The organism is Streptomyces silaceus (assembly GCF_001419745.1).
Classification (GTDB): domain Bacteria; phylum Actinomycetota; class Actinomycetes; order Streptomycetales; family Streptomycetaceae; genus Streptomyces; species Streptomyces silaceus.
The window spans coordinates 1-19,554 of the sequence record NZ_LIRJ01000135.1 but is presented as its reverse complement, the minus strand read 5'-3'; the positions used below and the strand labels follow the sequence as shown (position 1 = coordinate 19,554).

Annotated in this window: 14 protein-coding genes; all 14 read right to left on the bottom strand. The window is 71.8% G+C overall.

The window, feature by feature from the left end:
* Window positions 1–648: a PIG-L deacetylase family protein gene (locus tag AOK22_RS14620; RefSeq protein ID WP_055699076.1), complete on the bottom strand. Its 648-nt coding sequence runs from the start codon at window positions 646–648 to the stop codon at window positions 1–3.
* Window positions 645–1,439, bottom strand: coding sequence for a sugar phosphate nucleotidyltransferase (locus AOK22_RS14615; protein ID WP_055699075.1), 795 nt, complete (start codon window positions 1,437–1,439; stop codon window positions 645–647). The genes AOK22_RS14620 and AOK22_RS14615 overlap by 4 nt, the downstream gene beginning before the upstream one ends.
* On the bottom strand, window positions 1,436–2,689 hold the full coding sequence (locus AOK22_RS14610; RefSeq protein WP_055699074.1) for a class I SAM-dependent methyltransferase: 1,254 nt from the start codon (window positions 2,687–2,689) through the stop codon (window positions 1,436–1,438). The genes AOK22_RS14615 and AOK22_RS14610 overlap by 4 nt, the downstream gene beginning before the upstream one ends.
* Window positions 2,686–3,960: a glycosyltransferase gene (locus AOK22_RS14605; protein WP_055699073.1), complete on the bottom strand. Its 1,275-nt coding sequence runs from the start codon at window positions 3,958–3,960 to the stop codon at window positions 2,686–2,688. Before AOK22_RS14605 ends, AOK22_RS14610 begins: the two co-directional genes overlap by 4 nt.
* 2 nt (window positions 3,961–3,962) lie before the next feature.
* A complete protein-coding gene (locus tag AOK22_RS14600; protein ID WP_055699095.1) occupies window positions 3,963–5,198 on the bottom strand; it encodes a hypothetical protein in 1,236 nt (411 codons plus the stop codon).
* On the bottom strand, window positions 5,188–6,729 hold the full coding sequence (locus tag AOK22_RS14595) for a right-handed parallel beta-helix repeat-containing protein (protein WP_055699072.1): 1,542 nt from the start codon (window positions 6,727–6,729) through the stop codon (window positions 5,188–5,190). The genes AOK22_RS14600 and AOK22_RS14595 overlap by 11 nt, the downstream gene beginning before the upstream one ends.
* Before the next feature lie 9 nt (window positions 6,730–6,738).
* On the bottom strand, window positions 6,739–8,706 hold the full coding sequence (locus AOK22_RS14590; protein WP_055699071.1) for a heparinase II/III family protein: 1,968 nt from the start codon (window positions 8,704–8,706) through the stop codon (window positions 6,739–6,741).
* The gene (locus AOK22_RS14585) at window positions 8,703–10,886 is read right to left on the bottom strand and encodes a bi-domain-containing oxidoreductase (RefSeq protein WP_055699070.1); all 2,184 of its coding nucleotides are present in this window, start codon (window positions 10,884–10,886) and stop codon (window positions 8,703–8,705) included. The genes AOK22_RS14590 and AOK22_RS14585 overlap by 4 nt, the downstream gene beginning before the upstream one ends.
* Before the next feature lie 17 nt (window positions 10,887–10,903).
* Window positions 10,904–12,838 (bottom strand): asparagine synthase (glutamine-hydrolyzing), encoded by a 1,935-nt coding sequence (gene asnB / locus AOK22_RS14580; protein ID WP_055699069.1) that lies wholly within the window; start codon window positions 12,836–12,838, stop codon window positions 10,904–10,906.
* Between the two features lie 3 nt (window positions 12,839–12,841).
* The gene (locus AOK22_RS14575) at window positions 12,842–14,371 is read right to left on the bottom strand and encodes a Wzz/FepE/Etk N-terminal domain-containing protein (RefSeq protein ID WP_055699068.1); all 1,530 of its coding nucleotides are present in this window, start codon (window positions 14,369–14,371) and stop codon (window positions 12,842–12,844) included.
* Window positions 14,368–15,762 (bottom strand): Wzz/FepE/Etk N-terminal domain-containing protein, encoded by a 1,395-nt coding sequence (locus AOK22_RS14570; RefSeq protein WP_055699067.1) that lies wholly within the window; start codon window positions 15,760–15,762, stop codon window positions 14,368–14,370. Before AOK22_RS14570 ends, AOK22_RS14575 begins: the two co-directional genes overlap by 4 nt.
* Window positions 15,759–17,024, bottom strand: a complete 1,266-nt coding sequence (locus AOK22_RS14565; protein ID WP_055699066.1) for a glycosyltransferase family 4 protein — start codon at window positions 17,022–17,024, stop codon at window positions 15,759–15,761. The genes AOK22_RS14570 and AOK22_RS14565 overlap by 4 nt, the downstream gene beginning before the upstream one ends.
* Window positions 17,014–18,330, bottom strand: a complete 1,317-nt coding sequence (locus AOK22_RS14560) for a nucleotide sugar dehydrogenase (protein ID WP_055699065.1) — start codon at window positions 18,328–18,330, stop codon at window positions 17,014–17,016. Before AOK22_RS14560 ends, AOK22_RS14565 begins: the two co-directional genes overlap by 11 nt.
* 73 nt (window positions 18,331–18,403) lie before the next feature.
* On the bottom strand, window positions 18,404–19,554 hold a 1,151-nt coding region (locus AOK22_RS14555), incomplete at its 5' end, for a sugar transferase (RefSeq protein ID WP_055699064.1).

Below are 19,554 nucleotides of genomic sequence, written 5' to 3'. Positions count from 1 at the left end.
TCAATCCCCCAGGTCGAGCGTGAACTTGGTGACGGCGAACGCCTCGGCATAGCGCGCGTGGCATTCGATACCGCGGATCCGGGCGAGGCCGAGGAAGGCCTCCCGGTCGTACCAGGGACGGTGCCGCTGCGAGGGGTAGTGCTCCTGCAGCAGCCGTACCTTCTCTTCGGCGATCTCGGGCGTCAGCGGCTGGTACGCCGCCGGACGGCCGAGGTCGCCGTCCCACTTGACGATCTCGTAGCCGAGGACGAGGTGGTCGCGGAACGCGGTGGGCATCAGCCGCGCCAGGCCGCGGTGGTCCTGGTGCGCGTCGTCCGTGCGCGGGGCGAGGACGAGATCGGGTTCGGTCGTCGCCCGCAGTTCCTCGACCGCGGCCTTGGCCTCCTCCCAGTGCGCGGGAAAGCGGCCGTCGGGCAACTTCTGCACGGTCACGTCCAGTTCGGCACCGGGGCAGAAGGCGGCGAGCGCGGCCCGCTCCTCCTGCTCCCGTTCGCCGCCGCCACCGGAGAGCACCAGCGCGTCGACTCTCAGGCCCGGCCGCGCGAGGCACATCGCGAGCAGGGTGCCGCCCGCGCCGATGGCGATGTCGTCGCAGTGCGCGCCCACCGCGACGACGCTCTCCAGGGGCCCCGCCCCGAGCCGGATCACGCGCGCACCCCGATGCTGTCCCGCTCCCACACGGCCCACGGGCGCTCGCCCCTGGCGTAGCCGGCGTCGAGCGCGGCCCGCTCCTTGACCGTGTCGGTCGGCTTCCAGAAGCCGCGGTGCTGGTGCGCCACGAGGCGGCCCCGCTTGGCCAGTTGGGCGCATCCGTCGGCGACCAGGTCCCCGTTCTCCGGGATGTGGTCGAAGACCTCCTGGCGGAGCACGAAGTAGCCGCCGTTCTCCCACAGCGGCAGTTCGCTCACCGCGGTGATGCCGCCCACCAGGCCGTCCTCACCCAGGTCCACGCAGTGGAACGAGGACTGCGGCGGCACCACCATCATCGACGCGCCGGCGTCGCGCCGGGCGAAGGAGTCGATCATCTCCGGCAGCGGGGCGTCGGTGAGCACGTCGGCGTAGTTGGCGAGGAACATCTCGTCGCCGTCCAGGTGGTGGCGGACCCGGCGCAGCCGCTCCCCGATCGGCGACTCGACGCCGGTCTGCGCGAACGTGATCGTCCAGTCGGCTATGTCGGTGGACAGCAGCTCGGTCTTGCCGCCCCGCAGGACGAAGTCGTTGGACGTCGTCTCCTCGTAGTTGAGGAAGAAGTTCTTGATGTGGTGGGCGCCGTAGCCGAGGCACAGGATGAACTCCTTGTGCCCGAAGTGCGCGTAGTAGCGCATGACATGCCAGATCAGCGGCCTGGGGCCGACCATGGCCATCGGCTTGGGCACGTCGTCGGACGAGCCGTTGCGCATCCGCATCCCGTAACCGCCGCAGAACAGGACGACCTTCATGCTGTGACCTCTTTCAAAGACGCGCCTTCGACCATGCTCAGTTCCGGGATGGGGAAGACCAGGCGGCCGCCCCATTCGTGGACGAAGGACAACTGCTCGGTCAGCTCGGCCCGCAGGTTCCACGGGAGGACGAGCACGTAGTCCGGCTTGTCGGCGGCGATCTGCTCGGGCGGCAGGATCGGGATGCGGGTGCCCGGGGTGTACCTGCCGTGCTTGTAGGGGTTGCGGTCGACCGTGTAGGCGAGCAGGTCGGGCCGGATGCCGCAGTGGTTGAGCAGGGTGTTGCCCTTGCCCGGGGCGCCGTAGCCGACGACCGTCTCACCGCGCTCGGCGGCCTCGATGAGGAACTTCAGGAGGTCCCGGCGCACCTTGGCCACCCGCGCGGAGAACTCGGTGTACCCGGACAGCTCCTGCAGCCCGGCGGCCTTCTCCCTGGCCAGCACGTCGGCCACCCGCCGCGAGGGCTCGCCGGCCACCTCGGCGGGCCGGGCCCACAGCCGGATGGAGCCGCCGTGCGTGGGCAGCAGCTCGACGTCCACGAGGGCGAGTCCGCCGCTCGCGAGCGCCCGGATCGCGGAGGCGACCGTGTAGTACTGGAAGTGCTCGTGGTAGATCGTGTCGTACTGGTTCTCCTCGATCAGGGTCAGCAGGTGCTGCACCTCGATGGAGACCCAGCCGTCGTCGGCGACCAGGGCGCGCAGCCCCTGGGTGAACCCGACGACGTCGGGGATGTGCGCGTACACGTTGTTGGCGACGACCAGGTCTGCCGGGCCGTGCTCGGCGCGGACGTCCGCGCCGACGGCCGGGTCGAGGAACTCCGTGAGCGTGGGCACGCCGGCGTCCCGTGCCGCCGCGCCGACGTTCACCGACGGCTCGATGCCCAGGCAGCGGACGCCCCGGTCCACCACGTGCTTCAGGAGGTACCCGTCGTTGCTCGCGACCTCGACCACGAAGGCGTCCGGACCGAGGCCCACCCGCTGCACGGCGTCGGCGACGTACGTACGCGCGTGCTCCACCCAGGAGGTGGAGAACGAGGAGAAGTACGCGTACTCGCTGAACGTCTCCTCCGGCGTGATCAGCGGAGGAATCTGCGCGAGCCAGCAGTCGGTGCAGACCCGCAGGTGCAGCGGGTACGCGGGCTCCGGTTCGTCCAGTTCGTCCGCCGAGAGGAAGCTCTCGCACGGCGGAGTCGCCCCCAGGTCGACGACGCTGGCCAGCGTCGTCGAGCCGCAGAGTCGGCATCGTGTCATTTCCTGCCCCCATCCCTGCTCGCGCGGGCCCCCCGCCGCGAGCCTGTGTTTCCATTTCCTGTCGGCGGCGCGCTGTCTCCGCCGCCGGACCGCACCGCGATCGCGGTGCGGTACCCCTCCACCAGGCGCTCCAGGCCGACGGCCGGGCTGAAGCCCTGCTCGTACCGGCGCCGGGCCGCCCGGCCCATCTCCTGGTTGCGCCCCGGATCGGCCGTGATCCGGCGGATGCGGGACGCGAGCGAGGCGCTGTCGCCGGGCCGGTGCAGCAGCCCGGTCACGTCGTCCTCGACGAGTTCGACGAAGGCGCCGTGACCGGCGGCGACGGTCGGGACCCCGGCCGCCATCGCCTCCACGACCACCAGGCCGAAGGCCTCAAGCCACGTCGAGGGCGCGACCACGGCGACCGATCCCGCGATGGCCCGCCGGCACCGGGCGGTGTCGCACAGGCCCAGGTATCGCACGTCGTCGCGGCCCGCCGCCCAGGCGGTCACCTCCTGCTCCAGCGGCCCCGTGCCGGCGATCACGAGCGGTACGCCCACGCCGCCGCTCGCGGTGATCTCGTCCCACGCGGCCATGAGCAGCCGCACGCCCTTCGCCTCCGCGAGCCGGCCGAGGTAGAGCACGTGCTCGCCGGCGCCCGACCTGCGGGCGTCCGGGTCGGGCACGAAGTTGTGCTTCACCGCGAGGCGTTCGGCCGGCATGCCGGCCCGCACCAGGACGTCGCGCTGCGCCGCCGAGATGCAGAAGAACCGCTCCACGCCGGACCACCAGCGCCGCCGGTTGACCGACAGGCTGACCGCGAGCGGCACCGTCGCGAGCCGCGAGTCGCGGTAGCAGCCGTGCCGGACGGCGGGCAGCGGTGTGGCGCCGACGCACTCGGTGCACGGCTTGCCGTCCCGCTGGAGCGTGCCGGGTGGACAGATCTGGGTGTAGTTGTGCAGCGTGGCGACGGCGGGCACGCCGGCGTCGGCGCAGGCCGCGATGACCGCGGGCGACAGGAGCGGGAAGACGTTGTGGACGTGGACCACGTCCGGCCGCTCGGCGCGCAGCCGGGCGGCCAGCTCCGTGCGGACCCCCGGGTTCCACGGCACGAGCAGCGGCACCGCGGCCTTGGCCGGCAGGGACATGGCGGCGATGTCGTCGCTGCGCCGCTCGAACAGGTCGACCTGGTGGCCGGCCGCGCGCAGCAGCTCCACCTCCTGGTCGACGACCTTGTTCTCCCCGCTCGGCTGGGCCGACGCGTAGCGGTTGTGCACCACGAGGACGCGCATGCTCAGCTCACCTCCGATCGTCGGGCCCAGCTCGGGACGTGCCGTCGAGGCGCCGCGGGCGTCGGCAGCTGGGTGACCTCGGCGGGTGCGGGTGCCGCGAGCAGCGAGGCGGCCACGGTCAGGTGCAGCAGGTACGGCGAGGCGTCGCCGAGGCCCGCCTCGGTGTACGAGGCGATCGCGCAGTAGCTGATCAGGAAGATCGCGCAGGCCCTCGCGAGTGACGGCGGCCGCAGCAGGGCGACGCCGGCGAGGACGGCGATCATCGCCCCCACCAGGATGACGCCGATCAGGCCCTGTTCCTGGTAGACGGCCAGCCAGCTGTTGTCGATCGGCAGCCCGTCGAACGACTTGTCGCCCAGGCCCGCACCGAACAACTGCTCCCCGGTCGACCGGGGAGCCGCGAGGAGGGCGTCCCAGACCTTGGCCCGGCCGGTGAGGTTGGAGAAGTTCTCCTGGGTCTGTCCGCGCAGGAACCACGTCTGCAGCGCGGAGGTGAAGCCCACCGCGATCACCGTGGCGGACACCACCGTCCACAGGAAGAACCGGCGGGCGGCGGCGCTGGTCAGGACGAGCGAGCCGATCGCCAGCGCGAGGCCGATGAGCAGACCGAGCGTGGCCGTACGGGTATGGGTCATCGCGAGCAGCACGACGGACGGCACGACGACGAAGGCCGCGCTGGCCCGGTCGGTCCTGCCGCCCAGGAGCAGCAGCACCGTGAGCCCGATGATCACCGCGGCGTACTGGCCGATCTGCGGCGGGGTGAGCGGCCACAGCGCGCCGACCAGCCGCCCGCCGTAGAGCTCGGGCAGGGCCGCGCCCGGTGAGATGGCCGCGCCCGCGGCCACCGAGACGAGCACCGCGAAATACATCCGGATGTGGTGCCGTACGAACGTCGTGCCGCCGTCCCACCAGCGGCTGAGCAGCCACAGCGTGCCGACGAAGAGAGCCAGCCTGCCGCACCGGAACAGCGCGCCGAACCCGGACTCCAGGTTCGCGCTGGAGATCACGCTCGGCACGAGCAGCAGGGTGAGCAGCAGCAGGAAGGCGCTCGGCCTGATGCGCACCCGGAGATTGAGCGCCAGCGCCAGCGCGAACGCGGCGACCAGCGAGCCCATGGTGACCATCTGGATGAGGGAGCGCGGCAGCGGGACGATGGTCTTCGCCCCCGCGGAGCCGAGGGTGTTGAGGATCAGCAGCCCCCAGACGATCCCGACGGCCTTCGGGGTGTCATTGCCCATCGCGGCCACCGCCCCGCGCGCGGAAGGTGCTGTTCTTGTCCTGCCGGTACGGCGCGCCCTGCCACTGCCCGAAGTCGAGCACCCGGCTCGGGTCGTGGGCCACGAACTTCCAGGGTCCGACGTAGGAGTTGTCGTACCAGCGGTTGTGCTGCTCGCGGGTGATCGCCTCGGCCACCCGTTCGCCCTTGTACGGCGACCAGTTCGGATAGGTGCCGTAGTTGGCGAGCACCGCCATGCGGTCGCACTTCGCCGTGCAGTCGACGACGGACTTGTCCAGGACGAAGCGGTTGTCGTGGATGTCCACCCGCTGGGTCTTCCACCGGCAGTCGGAGTACAGCGGCGCGGTGGAGATCGCCGGCTTCGCGCAGCGGTCGGTGTCCTTCACCAGCAGGGTGCAGTCACCGGACGAGGTGTTGGCCGGGCTGTTGCAGAACCGGTCGGCGTTCTCCCACAGGGTGATCCCCGACCAGTTGTCCTCCAGCACGTTCCGGTAGATCTCGATCTTCTTGGTACGGGCGTGTATGCGCGGTTCGCCGCCGGACTCGGAGACGTAGACGGTCGCGAACGGGAAGTTGTCGCCGCGCTCGGCGTACCTGCGGCCCTCGACCCAGTTGTTGCGCCGGATCGTGTTCTTGCGGATGACCGCGTTGTAGCTGGTCTCGTAGATCAGGGCCGCGCCGTCGTTGGACTCGATCACGTTCTTCTCGATGCGGAAGTCGTTGTTGTTGGTGTCCGCCCACAGCCCGGTGCCGCGGTTGTCGTGCACCCAGTTGTCGCGGACGTCGGCGCCGTCGACGGCCCAGAACTTCACGCCTCCGGTGCAGCCGCAGCCCTTCCGCCGCCGCTCCCAGTCGTCGGTGTTGTTGCCGACGATCTCGTTGCCCTCGACGACCAGACGGCTGATGACGCCCTTGGGCTTGTACGCGTTCAGGCCGTACTGGCCGTTCTTGCGCAGGCAGTTGGCGCGGACCTGCTGGCGGGCCCCGGCCATCAGCCCGGCGCCGGAGTTGTTCTGGATCGTCGCGTGCTCGATCACCCAGCCGTCGGCCGAGTCGTGGTTGACCACGCCCTGGTCCTGGGGCGCCACGAAGCGCTGCACGGTCAGATGGCGGATGGTGACGTCGCGGGCGCTGCCGCCGAACGCGTACTGGTTGACCTTCCGGCCGTCCAGCACCGCGCCCGGCGCGCCGAGGTAGCGGTTGCCCTTCTTGGGGATGACCTGGGCGTAGCGGTCGGGATCGAGCCTGTGCTTGCCCGGACGCAGCCAGAACGTGGTGTGCGCGGGGTTGCTCCTGGTCTTCGCGGCCAGGTCACCGACCTTCCCGGGGTCGACCGTCACCGCGCCCTCCGGCGCCTTCTCCGGCCCGCGCTCGGGCTTGGCGCACACCTTGGCCACGGACGTGGACCGCGCCTCGGCCGGCGCGCCCGCCGGGGCGTCCGACGCGCCGCCGTTCACACAGCCGGTCGCCGCCAGCAGGACCAGCGCCACCGGGGCCGCCGGTAACACCCGCTTCCGCCACGTGTTCCCCACGCGTCCTCCCTAACCCTGGAACCTGAGTACGGTGGTGAATCCCCCCGCGCCGCCCGCGAATCCGCTGCCGACCAGCGTGGTGGCGGGTTCCTTGCGGCCGAAGCCCGCGGAGTACCAGCCGAGCGGCGGATCGCTCTCCCCGCGGTGCGCACGCCAGGACAGCTCCTCGGGCAGGTCGAGCACCGCGGAGCGGTCCTCGCCGCCCCGGGTCCAGGTGAGCACCGCCCGGTTGCCCTCCAGTTCCGCGGTGATCTCCGGGCCGAGGTGGAACGCCAGGCGTACGTCCCGGGCCGGGCCGCGCACCTCGTCGATCACCTTCAGTTCCCTGTCCGCGGCGGTCAGCTCCACCCGGCGGCGGTGCACGGACCCCTGGTAGCCGTCGTGCTCGGCGGCCCAGCGGGCCACCCGCTCGTCGGAGGTGTCCGCGACCAGGACGCGCGTGCCGGCGTGCCGGGTCCACAGGAACGGGCCGCCGGAGACGGACTGGTCAGTGCCGTCCAGCTCAAGGGTGTTGTGCCCGAGCGTCGATCGGAAGTACTGCCGCCACAGGGGCTGCCCGTGGTAGCAGTACGTCCCGGGGTCGGCGAGCACGTCGACCCCGTCGTGCCGGACCTCCAGGGACAGCGCGTCCGCGTGGGCGTGCGCGGCGATGGACAGGAAGCCGTGCGGACCGCCGTCGCAGCGGCACCAGATCTCCCCCGAGGGAGCCCCCTCGCGCAGGATCGTCATGCCCGCGTCGGCGAAGTGGACCGGCCGGCTCGCCGGACGGGACACGGCAGGTCCGGTCCCGTCCTTCGCGTACGGGCGGATGAGCGCGGCGAGGAGCGGGGTGCGCACATCGGTGCCGGTCGCCTCCGGCCACCAGGCGAGCCGGCCGAACACGGCGTCCCCGGTGGCGAGGAGCGAGCCCCAGCGGTCGGTGCCCGCGCCGTCCACGACCAGGCCGTGTCCGTCGTCGGCGTCGCCCTGGCGCGGCGGCCGCAGGTGGCTGTCCACCATGGCGGCCAGCGCGTCGGTCATCCGCAGCAGGACCAGGCGGACCGACGCGGGGACCGGCACACGGGCGGCGTCCGCCTCGGCCACCGCGGCCAGGCCGAGTTCGAGCACCAGTCCGTGGTACTCGGTGGCCAGCTCGCGGTTGAGGCCGGAGAGGAAGGTGTTGCCGCGCAGGTTGCGCTCCAGCGACCGCAGCGCGCCGGCGCGCCAGCGCGCCGAGGAGGGGAACCAGTCGAACGCGCAGGCCGCGGCGAACTGCCCGGCGGTCTCCGCGATGACGTGGTTGTTCGCCGAGGAGCCCCGGCTCGGGAAGGCGGCAAGCCAGCGCTGGTGGTGCCAGATCTGGTTCAGCGCCACCGGGTTGTCCTCGAACAGGTCGGCCGCGCCCTGCCAGCCGTCGAGCAGCCGGCGGATCCACACCCACGAGAGGAGCCGGATGCCCAGTTCGATGCCGCTGATCCAGTGCACGCCGCGCAGCGGCGGGTTGGCCGTCCACCAGGACCGCAGGTGCTCGGCGACCCGCTCGGCGTACCGCTCGTGCCCCGTGACCGCGTAGGCGGCGGCGAGCACGGTGAGGTACTGGTGCCGGGACAGCTCCCAGATCTGCTTGATGTCCCCGACCGCGTCCTCGTTGCGGTACGGCACGTCGAAGGCGTATCCCCAGGGAGCCCGGCGCCCGGTCTTCGGGTCGGACCACCAGTCCGGGTCGGCCAGGTCGTCGCGGACCACCCCGAAGTACTCGACGTGCCCGTACATCAGGCGGTCCGCCTCGGCGACGAGACGCTTCGCGGCGTCCGGCGGTATCGCGGCGATCGTCCCCGCGGGCAGGACCGCGGTGAACCGGGCGCCGGTCACGCTCGGGCAGTCCGGCCGGGCCGACCGCCACCGCCGCCTGCGCACCGCGTCGCCCACCCGGCCGCCGACCTCCCGCGGCCCCATCCGGGACAGCCGCCGGAGGTACCAGCCCGCGCTCATCGTCATCGCGTCCTCGCCAACGTCACCGGCGCGCCGCCGGCGAGACCGGCCTGCACGGCGAGGGTGGCCGCCGTGGTGGCGACCAGCGAGTCGAGCGGCACCGGCATCGGCCCGCCGGTCCGCACGGCCTTGACGAACGCGGCCAGTTCGGCGTTCTGGCCCTTGTCCCGGGCCTTGGGCAGCCGCGAACTGATCCACTTCTTGGGGCCGTAGACCGAGGCGCGGACGAAGTCGTCGAGCCGCAGCGCACGCCCGTCCGCGACCAGGTCCAGCGTCTCCTTGGGGAAGGCGGCCGGGCCGGTGGTCACGTAGCTGATGGTGGCGGTGGAGCCGTCCGGGTAGCGCAGCACGACCTGGAGGTCCTCGTTGCCGGACGTGGCGACCGAGTACACCGAGACCGGGTCGGCGCCCAGGAGCCAGCTCGCCGTGTCGATGAAGTGGCCGCCCTCACCGGCGAACCGCGAGCCCTCGGTGCCCTGTTGGAGGTACCAGCTGCCGTGCTGGAGCCGGCCCGCGTTGACCAGGTAGCGCAGGTGCGCCGGACCGGTCCGGGTGCCGAACCGCTTCCTGGCCTCCTGGAGCAGCGGCGAGAAGCGGCGGTTGAAGCCCACCTGCAGCCGGTCGTTGCCGGACTCCTCCACCGCCGCGAGCACACCGGCCAGCTCGTCCTCGCTCAGCGCCAGGGGCTTCTCCACGAACACCGTCTTGCCGGCGAGGAGCGCCTTGCGCGTGAGGTCGGCGTGCGAGCTGTGCCGGGTGACCACGAACACGGCGTCGATGGAGTCGTCGCCGAGCACGGCGTCGAGGTCGGTGGTCGCCTCGTCGAAGCCGAACTTGCGCTTCGCGTTGGCCGCGGAGAGCGCCGTGGTGGTGACGACGGTCGACAGCGTGACGCCGTCGCGCTGCGCCAGGTGCGGCAGCAGCATCGACGTCGCGTAGTTGCCCGCGCCGACGAACGCGAGGCGCACCGGTGCCTTGACGGGCCGGGCCGGGCGCCGCCGCACGTCGACAGCGGGCACGGCCACCGACGGAGCCTCCGTTTCCGCTTCCGCTTCCGCCGTGGGCGCGGGGTAGCGGAACAGCACGGCCACGGCCTTCAGGTCGCCGTCCTTCAGGCGCTGGTACGTGTCGACGGCATCGTCGAAGTCGGCGACGTGGGAGATCAGCGGCTCCACGTCGACGTTCCCTCGGGCGGCCAGATCGAGGAAGCACGCCAGGTTGCGGCGCTCGGTCCAGCGCACGTACCCGATCGGGTAGTCGCGGCCCTCCAGTTCGTACTCCGGGTCGTAACGCCCTGGGCCGTACGACCGGGAGAACCGGACGTCGAGCTCCTTCTCGTAGTACGCGTTCCACGGCAGGTCCAGACGGCACTTGCCGATGTCGACGACCCTGCCGCGGTCCCGGCAGAGCCGGGCGGCGAGCTCGACGGGCTGGTTGCTGCCGCCGCCGGCGGCCAGGTACACCTGGTCCACGCCGTGACCGCCGGTGAGTTCGGCGACGGCGGCCTCCACGGCCGCGGAGGCGGGATCGCCGCAGGCCGCGGCGCCCAGGCTCTCGGCCAGCTCGCAGCGCACCGGGTCGGGGTCGGCCCCGACGACGCGGACTCCCGCGGCGGAGAGGAGCTGCACGACGAGCTGCCCGATCAGGCCGAGACCGATGACCAGGGCGACCTCGCCGAGCTGCGGCCCGCCCTGGCGGACGCCCTGCATCGCGATCGACCCGACGGTGCCGAAGGCCGCGTGCCGCGGCGCGAGGCCTTCCGGCACCGGGGTGTAGAGGTTCTTCGGCACCCAGTTGAGCTCGGCGTGCAGCGCGTGCTCGTTGCCCGCGCAGGCCACGAGGTCGCCGACCTTCACGTCGTCGACCCCGGCGCCGACCTGCTCGACCACCCCGCACAGCGAGTAGCCGAGCGGCGTGTAGGAGTCCAGCTTGCCCATGACCTTGCGGTAGGTGGCGGGCACCCCGTTGGTGGCCACGCTCTGCATGACCTTGGCCACCTGGTCGGGGCGGGAGCGGGCCTTGCCCAGCATCGACATGCCGGCCTCGGACACCTTCATGAGCTCCGTGCCCGTGGAGATCAGCGAGTAGGCGCTGCGGACCAGCACACCCCCCGGCTTGCACCCCGGTACCGGCACGTCGAGCACCGCCAGCTCGCCGCTCTTGTAGTTCTGTACAACTTGCTTCACCCGAACTCCTCTGATTCCTAAGCCGTCAACCGAGTGCTCTGGCCGGACCCAGAGGTCGCGCCGCGATACCAGTACTCGAGGGTCAGCACATGCCACAGATGCTTGGAGTAGTCCCGCTGCCCGGCGGCGTCCTCGGCGACCATGCGCGCCAGCGCCTCGCGGCGCAGGAGACCGGACCGGACGAGCTCGCCGTCGTGCACCACCTCGCGCACCAGCGGCGCGAGGTCCCGGCTCATCCAGGCCCGCAGCGGGGCGCTGAACAGGCCCTTGGGCCGGTACACGATCTCCTTCGGCAGGATCGAGGTGGCCGCCTCCTTGAGCACGGCCTTGCCCTGCCGTCCGGCGATCTTGCGATCGCCGGGGAAGGCGAACGCCGCCCTGACCACCTCGACGTCCACGTACGGCACCCGTACCTCCGTCGACGCGGCCATGCTGGACCGGTCCGTGTACGTGAGGTTCAGGCCCGGCAGGAACATGCGGGCATCGCCCAGGCACATGCGGTTGACGAAGTCGTCGAGGTCGTTGTCCTCGTAGACGTCCGCGTGCTCGGTCAGCACGTCGTCGACCGTCCCCGCCAGATCCGGGTCGACCAGGGCGAGCAGCTCCTCCTGGTCGTACATGGTGTAGCTGCGCCGGAACGCGGTCTCCTCCGGCAGATCGGCGAAGGAGAGGAACCGCTTCGCGAAGCGCACCGACCGGTACCCCCGGCGGGCCGAGGCGACCGGCAGCCGGTCCACGGCCCTGGACACCCCGCGCCGCAGGGGGCGCGGGACGCGCTGGTAGCGCAGCGCGAGCAGGTTGGCCAGATGCTTGCGGTACCCGGCGAACAGCTCGTCGGCGCCCATCCCCGAGAGCATCACCTTGACCCCGGCCTCCCGGGCGGCGGAGCAGATCAGGAACGTGTTGATCGCGGCGGGATCGCCGATCGGCTCGTCCAGGTGGTACGTCATCCGCGGCAGCAGGTCGAGCACGTCGGGAGCGATCTCGATCTCGTGCAGGTCGACGCCGAACCGCTCGGCCACCTGCCGGGCGTAGCGCAGGTCGTCGGGCATCGCCTCGAACTTGGCGTCCTCGGCGCGGAATCCGATCGTGTAGGCGGATATCCCGGGCTGGTGGCGGGCCGCCAGCGCGGTCAGATAGCTGGAGTCGAGGCCTCCGGAGAGGAAGGTCGCCACGGGGACGTCGGAGAGCAGGTGCCGCTTGGTCGACTCCTCGACGATGGCGGCCAGGTCCGGCCGCTCGCCGCTGAGGGCCCGCTCCCGGCCCTCGGCCGCGACGTCCTTGAGGTGCCAGTACCGGCCGCGCTCCACCGCGCCGTCGGGCCGGCACCGGAGCCAGCTGCCCGGCGGCAGCTTCTCCGCCTCGCGCAGCGCGCAGCGCGAGTCCGGCACCCAGTAGTAGAGCAGTGAGGCCACCAGCGCCCCGTGGTCCACCTCCAGCGTGCCGCCGGTGGCGGCGGCGAGCGCCTTGAGCTCGGAGGCGAACACCAGACCCCCGCCGCGCCGGAGCAGGAACAGCGGCTTGATGCCCAACTGGTCGCGGGCCAGCACCAGTTCACCGGTCCGCTCGTCGAAGATCCCGAACGCGAACATGCCGCGCAGCCGGGGCAGGCAGTCCGTGCCCCAGCGCCGCCAGGCCTCGAGGACCACCTCGGTGTCGGAGGTGCCGCGGAAGCGCGCCCCGGCGGCGGCCAGTTCGGCGCGCAGCTCGGGCGCGTTGTACAGCTCGCCGTTGTACGTCAGGGCGAGGCCGCCCGAGACCATCGGCTGGGCGCCGGTCTCGGACAGGTCGATGATGGCCAGCCGGCGGTGCCCGAGGTGCACTTCGCCGTCACCGGCGGGGTGGCTGTACCTGCCCGCCCCGTCCGGCCCGCGGTGGGCGAGGGTATCGGTGAGCCGGTCGGTCACGACCTTCCCGTCCGGCCACCGGTACGTGCCTGCGATGCCACACATGTCTTACCGCGCCTCCTGATCGCTGTCCGGGACTCGTACGGCCGGCCTCGACCGCAGCTCCGTCCGCGGCCCGCCCGCCTCGTTCTGCCGGGCCAGCCGCTCGAAGTGGCCGCGCAGCGCGGTGTGCTGCCCGTCCCACAGGGTGCCGTCGGTCCGGTCGCGCGGATCGGGGTCGATCAGCACGACGCCGATCACCGGGATGCGCTGGTCCGTGAGTTGCCGTGCGACGGTGTGCAGCCATGCGGCACTGCCGTGTCCGGCACGTACGACGAGCACGGTCTGCCCGCCGAGGTACTGGAGGTCGGTCCACGCCGTGCCGGGGGCGACGGAGCCGACGCCGAGCCGGCGCACCTGGCGCGGTTCGGCCGCGGCACGCTCGCCGCTGACGACCTCCGGGTCGCCCGGCTCGCGGTGGCTCTTGGCGAGCTGCGGTCCGGGCAGGCCGTCGATCACGACCACCGGCCCCTCCGCCGCGAGGGCCCGGGCGACGTCCATGGCGATCACGCCCGTGTCGCGCGCGCAGCCCAGCTCCAGCAGGGACACCGAGTCCGCGGAGCCGCGCACGGCCCGCACCAGGGTCGTGGTGAGCCGTTCGCGTGCCTCCCGGGTGCGGCGCCGCCGCCACGGCCCGGCCCGCCAGAGGGCCCCGCGGCGCAGCTCCGCGATGACGGAGGCGCCCAGGTTCCGCGCGATCTCCCGGCGCAGCACGGGGCGGTCCGCCACCACCGCGCCGACCGCGGCCACCACGAGCCCGAGGACGAGCCCGAGGATGCAGCCGATCACGGCGTTGGTCGCCGCCGCCCTGGGCAGGGAGTGGCGCACCGCGCGCGGTGCGTCCACGACCTGCGTGCCGGCGATGATCCGGGGCGTGCCGACGCGTGCCTCCTCGGCGCGCTGGTCGAAGTCGGCGATGCGCGAGTTGAGCTCGGCCCGGCGGGCGAAGAGCGACTCGATGCTCGCCGACGACTTCGGGTCGCTCTCCGGCGAGCGGTTCCCGATCGTCTTGTTGACCTGGGTGAGTTCCTTGCGCATGCGGTCGCGCTGTTCGAGCAGGGCCTTGGCCTCCGCCTTCGCGGCGTCCCGCATCCGCCGGACGTGGTCGGTGACGAACGCGTCGGCCAGTGCCTTGGCACGGGCCACCGCCTCCGCGTCGGTGGCACCTGTCACATCGATCTGCAACAGGTTGTTGGTCACGCCGGTGCCCCGGTAGTCCTTCATGAAGTCCTCGGGGTTCTCCGAGGACTTGAGGGACTTCAGCGCCTTGTCGGCGATCCGTGTGGTCCCCAGCAGTTCGACGTCGGTGCGGATCAGCGTGCCGGTGTCGTTCGGCTGGTCCTCCTGGTGGGCGACCAGCACCTTGGTCACCGCGCTCGGCGGTGGCGGCATCAGGACCGCGACCGCCGCGCCCGCCAGGAGTCCGAGCAGCGCGAAGGCGGACCAGAGACGACGGCGTCTGCGCACCGCCACCACCAGGGACTGCAGGTCGAACAGCGGAGTGGCGGCCGGCGACTCGGTGGTCTTGCTCGTCGTCACCCCGAACCTCCCCTCGTGTCGTCGGCGACCGCGACCGCAGGCATGGCGTGACGCGGAGAATGCTCATCAGTGCGTGTCGAACGGTCCCGGACGGTGCCCGCGACGACGGTGCCGACGATCTCGTGCCCCGCGTCCGCGCACGCCGCGGCGATGCCGGCGAGCTCCGGCGCGGTCCAACTGCCCGCGCTGAGCACGACCAGGACACCGGACTCGGTACCGCGGTCCGGCACCATCGGCCGGGACACCGGGACCTCCACCACGCGCAGCACGGGGGTGCCCCGGCCCGACGAGTTGGCGGACGGATCGCCCTGCGCCTCGGCGGCGAGCTGCCCGGCGGCCCGGCGGGCGACCTCGTCGCCGTCCGGCACGACGGCCAGCAGCCCCCGGGAGGCGGGCAGTTGGCTGCGCAGACGGGCGCACACCCGCCGGTAGCGGACACGTCTGCCCGCGTCGTCGGACGTGTGAGGTGTCGGTGTGTCCCAGCGGGTGTCGAGGCCCAGGGCCCAGCGGAGCCAGGCCTTCGCGCCACCGCCCTTGGGACGGCGCGCGGGCGGTTCCTCCGGTACGTCGACGGCACCGAGGAACGTCGAGCCCAGTGCCGCGGCGATCTCCTTCTCGCCACGCAGCCGACGGCCGGCCCGCGCGGCGACGAGATGGCCGATGACCGCGGCCAGGAAGAACAACAGCGCCCCGGCGGCGACGAGTTGCATCCTCGTCGGCGGCGCCTCACCGGTCGGCCGGACCGCGGGTCCCATGACGACCATCCCGGCCTTGCCGGCCCCCGGTTCGGCCTCGTCGAGCTTCTTCATTGCCTCTTGCAGCGCGGTGCGCAGCTTCTCCAGTTCGGTGCGGGCCTGCACGCTCTCCACGGTCTGGCCGGGGTCGGCCGCGTTGGCCAGGTCGGTGATGCGCCGGTTGGTCTGCACCACTTTCTTGCGCAGGTCCTCGGGCCCCGCCGACGTGTCGGAGTCGCTGTCGTCGCCCGCGATCCGTCCGGCGAAGGTGACGTACTGCTGGGCCACCTCGTCGGCGAGACGCTGGGCCCGCTCCGGGGTCCGTGCCGTACCCGAGATCTTGATGATGTTTCCGTCGGCGGCCTTGGCGCTCACCTGTTCCCGCAGCTCACTGCCGCTGACGCCGCTCCAGTCGAGCTCCTCGGCGGCGCGGTCGGCCACGGCCGAACTGGACGCGATCTCCGCCTGGGTGAGCAGTTCGCGTTCCTCCCACTGGCCCGACAGGAGGACCGATGCCGACGTCGTGTAGTTCGGTGGGAACAGCAGGGAGGCGCCGAAGCCGACGAGTGCGCCCAGTACGGTGACGATGACGAGAAGCCGCCCGCGCCGACGGATAATCCGCCCGATCGTGACCAGGCGTATCGTGTCCTCGCTCAACGACGCCGCCTCCTCCTTGTCCGGTCGGGGCCGCCCGCCGACACCGGCGCGTGGTCACGGCAGGCAGCGGCGTAGGCGGCGAGCAGCGACGCCTGCGAGTTCCGCCAGGACAGCTCTCCGCTGATCCGCTCCCGGCCGATCTCGCCCATGCGGGTCCGCTGCTCCGGGTCGTCCAGGAGCAGCGCGACGAGCTTGGCGAACTCGGCCTCGTCGTTGGCGGGCGCGTAGAGGGCGGCCTCACCGGCGGAGACTCTCGCCTCTCTGAGGTCGAACGAGACGATCGGCCGGCCCATCACCATGTACTCCAGGACCTTGTTCATGGTCGACACGTCGTTGAGCGGGTTGCGCGGGTCGGGCGAGAGACACACGTCCGCGCTGGACAGGTAGCGCACCAGGTCGGCGTCCGGGATGCGCCCGGTGAACTGCACGTGTTCCGCGAGCCCGAGCCGCTTCGACAGCTCCACCATCGCGTCGAAGGCGTCGCCTGCGCCGACGAACACCGCGTGCCAGTCGGTCCGCCCGAGGTCGTCGCGCAGCTTCGCGAGGGCACGCAAGGCGTAGTCGACGCCGTCCTGCGGGCCCATGACCCCGAGATAGCACAGCAGATGGGGCTTGCCGCGCTTCAACTCCGGCTCGGGCGGCACCGGTTGGAACCGGTCGATGTCGGGCGCGCTGCGCACGACGAAGACGTCCTCCGGCCGCCGGCCGCCGCGGCGCACCGCGACGTCCCGGTAGCTCTCGTTCGTGGCGAGCACGATGTCCGCGGCCCGGTAGGTCCGCCGTTCCAGCGCGCACACGCCGCGGTAGAGCAGGTCCTTGCCGCGGTCGAAGCGGGAGAGGTACAGCTCGGGCACCAGGTCGTGCTGGTCGAAGACGAACCGCGCGCCCTGTCTCTTCAGCCACAGTGCGGGCAGGAACAGCAGGTCGGGCGGGTTGCAGGCGTGGACCACGTCGACCGGGCCGACCTCGCGGGCCAGCCGCAGCGTGTGCCACAGCGCCGTTCCGTACTCTCTCAGGTAGCCGGCGGGGCCACCGGTGGCCGCGCGCAGGGGGTAGCGGTGGATGCGTACCCCGTCGATCACCGCCTCGGCCTCCGTGTCCCGCTTCTCCCCCCGGGGACAGATGACGTCCACCGTCCATCCCGCGTCGCGCAGTGTCGTGCACTCCTGCCACACCCGCCGGTCGAACGGGACCGACAGGTTCTCCACCAGGATCAGCGCCCGACGGTGCGGCCGGTCGCCACTGGTCGTGTTACCAAGCAAGGCCCATGTATCCCGGTTCGGTCCGGCGCGCCTCGGCGTCGGGAAGGCGGATGAGGTCGACGATCACCGGGCCGTCACCGTGGGGCAGTGCCGAGAGCACGGCCGGATCCTTGGTCCCGACGAGGCACACCTCCGCGTGCTCGAGCACCTCGTCGACGGAGTCCGCGAGCAGCTGCGCGAGGTGCGGCAGCCGGGTCTCGATGTACTCGCGGTTGGCCCCGATCAGCCGGGAGAGGCTCACGTTGGCGTCATAGATGCGCAGGTCGTAGCCCTTGCCGAAGAGTCTTTCCGCCAGCTCGACGAGCGGGCTCTCGCGCAGGTCGTCGGTGCCGGGCTTGAAGGACAGCCCGAACAGGCCCACCCGGCGCTTGCCGGCGCGCTCCACCAGGTCCACCGCGCGCTGCAGGTGGTCGGCGTTGGAGGGGAGCACGTGGGAGAGGATGGGGACCGAGATGTCGGCCCGTCGCGCCGCGTGGACCAGGCTGCGCAGGTCCTTGGGCAGGCAGGAGCCGCCGAAGGCGAAGCCGGGGCGCAGATAGGCGGGGCTGATGTTCAGCTTGCGGTCGGCGAGGAACACGTCGATCACCTGATGCGAGTCCACGCCGAGCGCCTGGCACACCGCGCCGAACTCGTTCGCGAAGCCGATCTTGAGGCCGTGGAACGCGTTGTCCGCGTACTTGATCGCCTCGGCCGCCGGGACGGGCACGCGGAACACCTCGCCGGGCAGGCCCTCGTACAGCGACGCCACCACGTCGCCGCTCGCCGGGTCGAGTTCACCGATGACGGTCTTGGGCGGGTCGAAGAAGTCCCGCACACTGGTGCCCTCGCGCAGGAACTCCGGGTTGACCGCGACCCCGACGTCCACCCCGGCCGTACCGCCGAGGCTCTTCTCCAGGATCGGCACCAGCAGGTTCAGACAGGTGCCGGGGAGCATGGTGCTGCGGAACACGACGGTGTGCCGTCCGCCGCGCTCGGCCAGCGCGGCGCCGATCTGCTCGGTGACCCGCTCCAAGTACGTCGTGCACAGGCTGCCGTTGGCCTCCGACGGCGTGCCCACGCAGATCAGCGACACCTCGCTGTTCATGATCGCTTCGCGGACGTCCACCGTGGCGCGTAACGCCCCGCTCCGCACGACCTCGGCGGTGAGCTCGCCGATCCGCTCCTCGACCACCGGGGCCTTGCCGTCGTTGACCAGGTCGACCTTCACCTGGTTGACGTCCACCCCGATGACCTCGTGCCCCATGCTGGCCAGGCACGCGGCTGACACGCAGCCCACGTAGCCAAGCCCCAGGACGCTTACCCTCATGACTCGTTCCTCCCCCAGGGCAGGCCCTTCCGGCCCGCCTGCCGTGCATCGTTCGGACGACGCCCCCCACGCATCAGTACGCCCCTTGTCCCTGGAGCACCGCACGCAGCGTCTTCCACAAGATCACTGTGTCCAGGGCGAGCGACCAGTCCTCCACGTACCGCAGGTCGAGGCGGACGGCCTCTTCCCACGGCAGGTCGCTGCGCCCGCTGATCTGCCACAGACCCGTGAGTCCGGGCTTGACGAGCAGCCGTCGCCTGATGTCCGGTCCGTAGGCCGCGGACTCCTCCGGCAGGGGAGGCCGCGGACCGACGAGGGACATCGATCCGGTGAGTACGTTGAAGAGTTGCGGGAGTTCGTCGATCGAGTACCGCCGCAGCACCGCTCCCACCCGGGTCACCCGCGGATCCCGGCGGAGCTTGAACAGCAGGCCCGCGCCTTCGTTGCGGTCGGCGAGCGCGGCACGCGCCCGGTCGGCCCCGACGACCATGGTGCGGAACTTGAAGATGGTGAACTCGCGGCCGTCCTTGCCGACTCTGCGCTGGCGGTAGAACGCCCCGCCTCTGCTGTCCACCAGGACGAGCAGCCCGACGACGACCATCAGCGGCGCGAACAGCAGCAGCAGGATCGCCGCGCCCATCCGGTCCACCACCCCTTTGACGGCCCGGCGGCCTCCGGTGAAGGTCGGCATGCTGACCCGCAGCAGGGGGATCCCGAGCACCGCGTCGACGTGCAGCCGCGGGCCCGCCACCTCCATCAGCACGGGAGCCACGACCATCTCGGCCTCGCTGCCCTCCAGATTCCAGGCCAGTTTCTGCAGCCGGTCCGGTGTCCAGTGCGGGTCCGGTGTGACCGCGACGACCCGGTAGCCGTCGCGGCGGACGTGTCCCGCGACGTCCGCGAGCCGGCCGACGACCGGCACGCCGTTCAGCTGGTCGCCGTCGGGCCCGAGGCCGTCCACCGTGCAGACGGCGTCCACACGCCAGCCGAGGTGCGGGAACTTGCGGGCCCGGGTGATCATGTCGTGCACGGTCTCCGGGCTCCCCGCGGCCAGTACTGGTCTCAGGCACCTTCCTTCTTTGCGCTGTTTGTGCAGCCAGAGGCGCAGCACGTACCGCGCGGTCATGGTGACGATCGCGATCGCCGGGATGGCGACGAAGATCCAGAGCTTGATGTTGCGCGAGGTGAGCGCGATTCCCCCGAGCGCGAGGACGACGGCCGCCG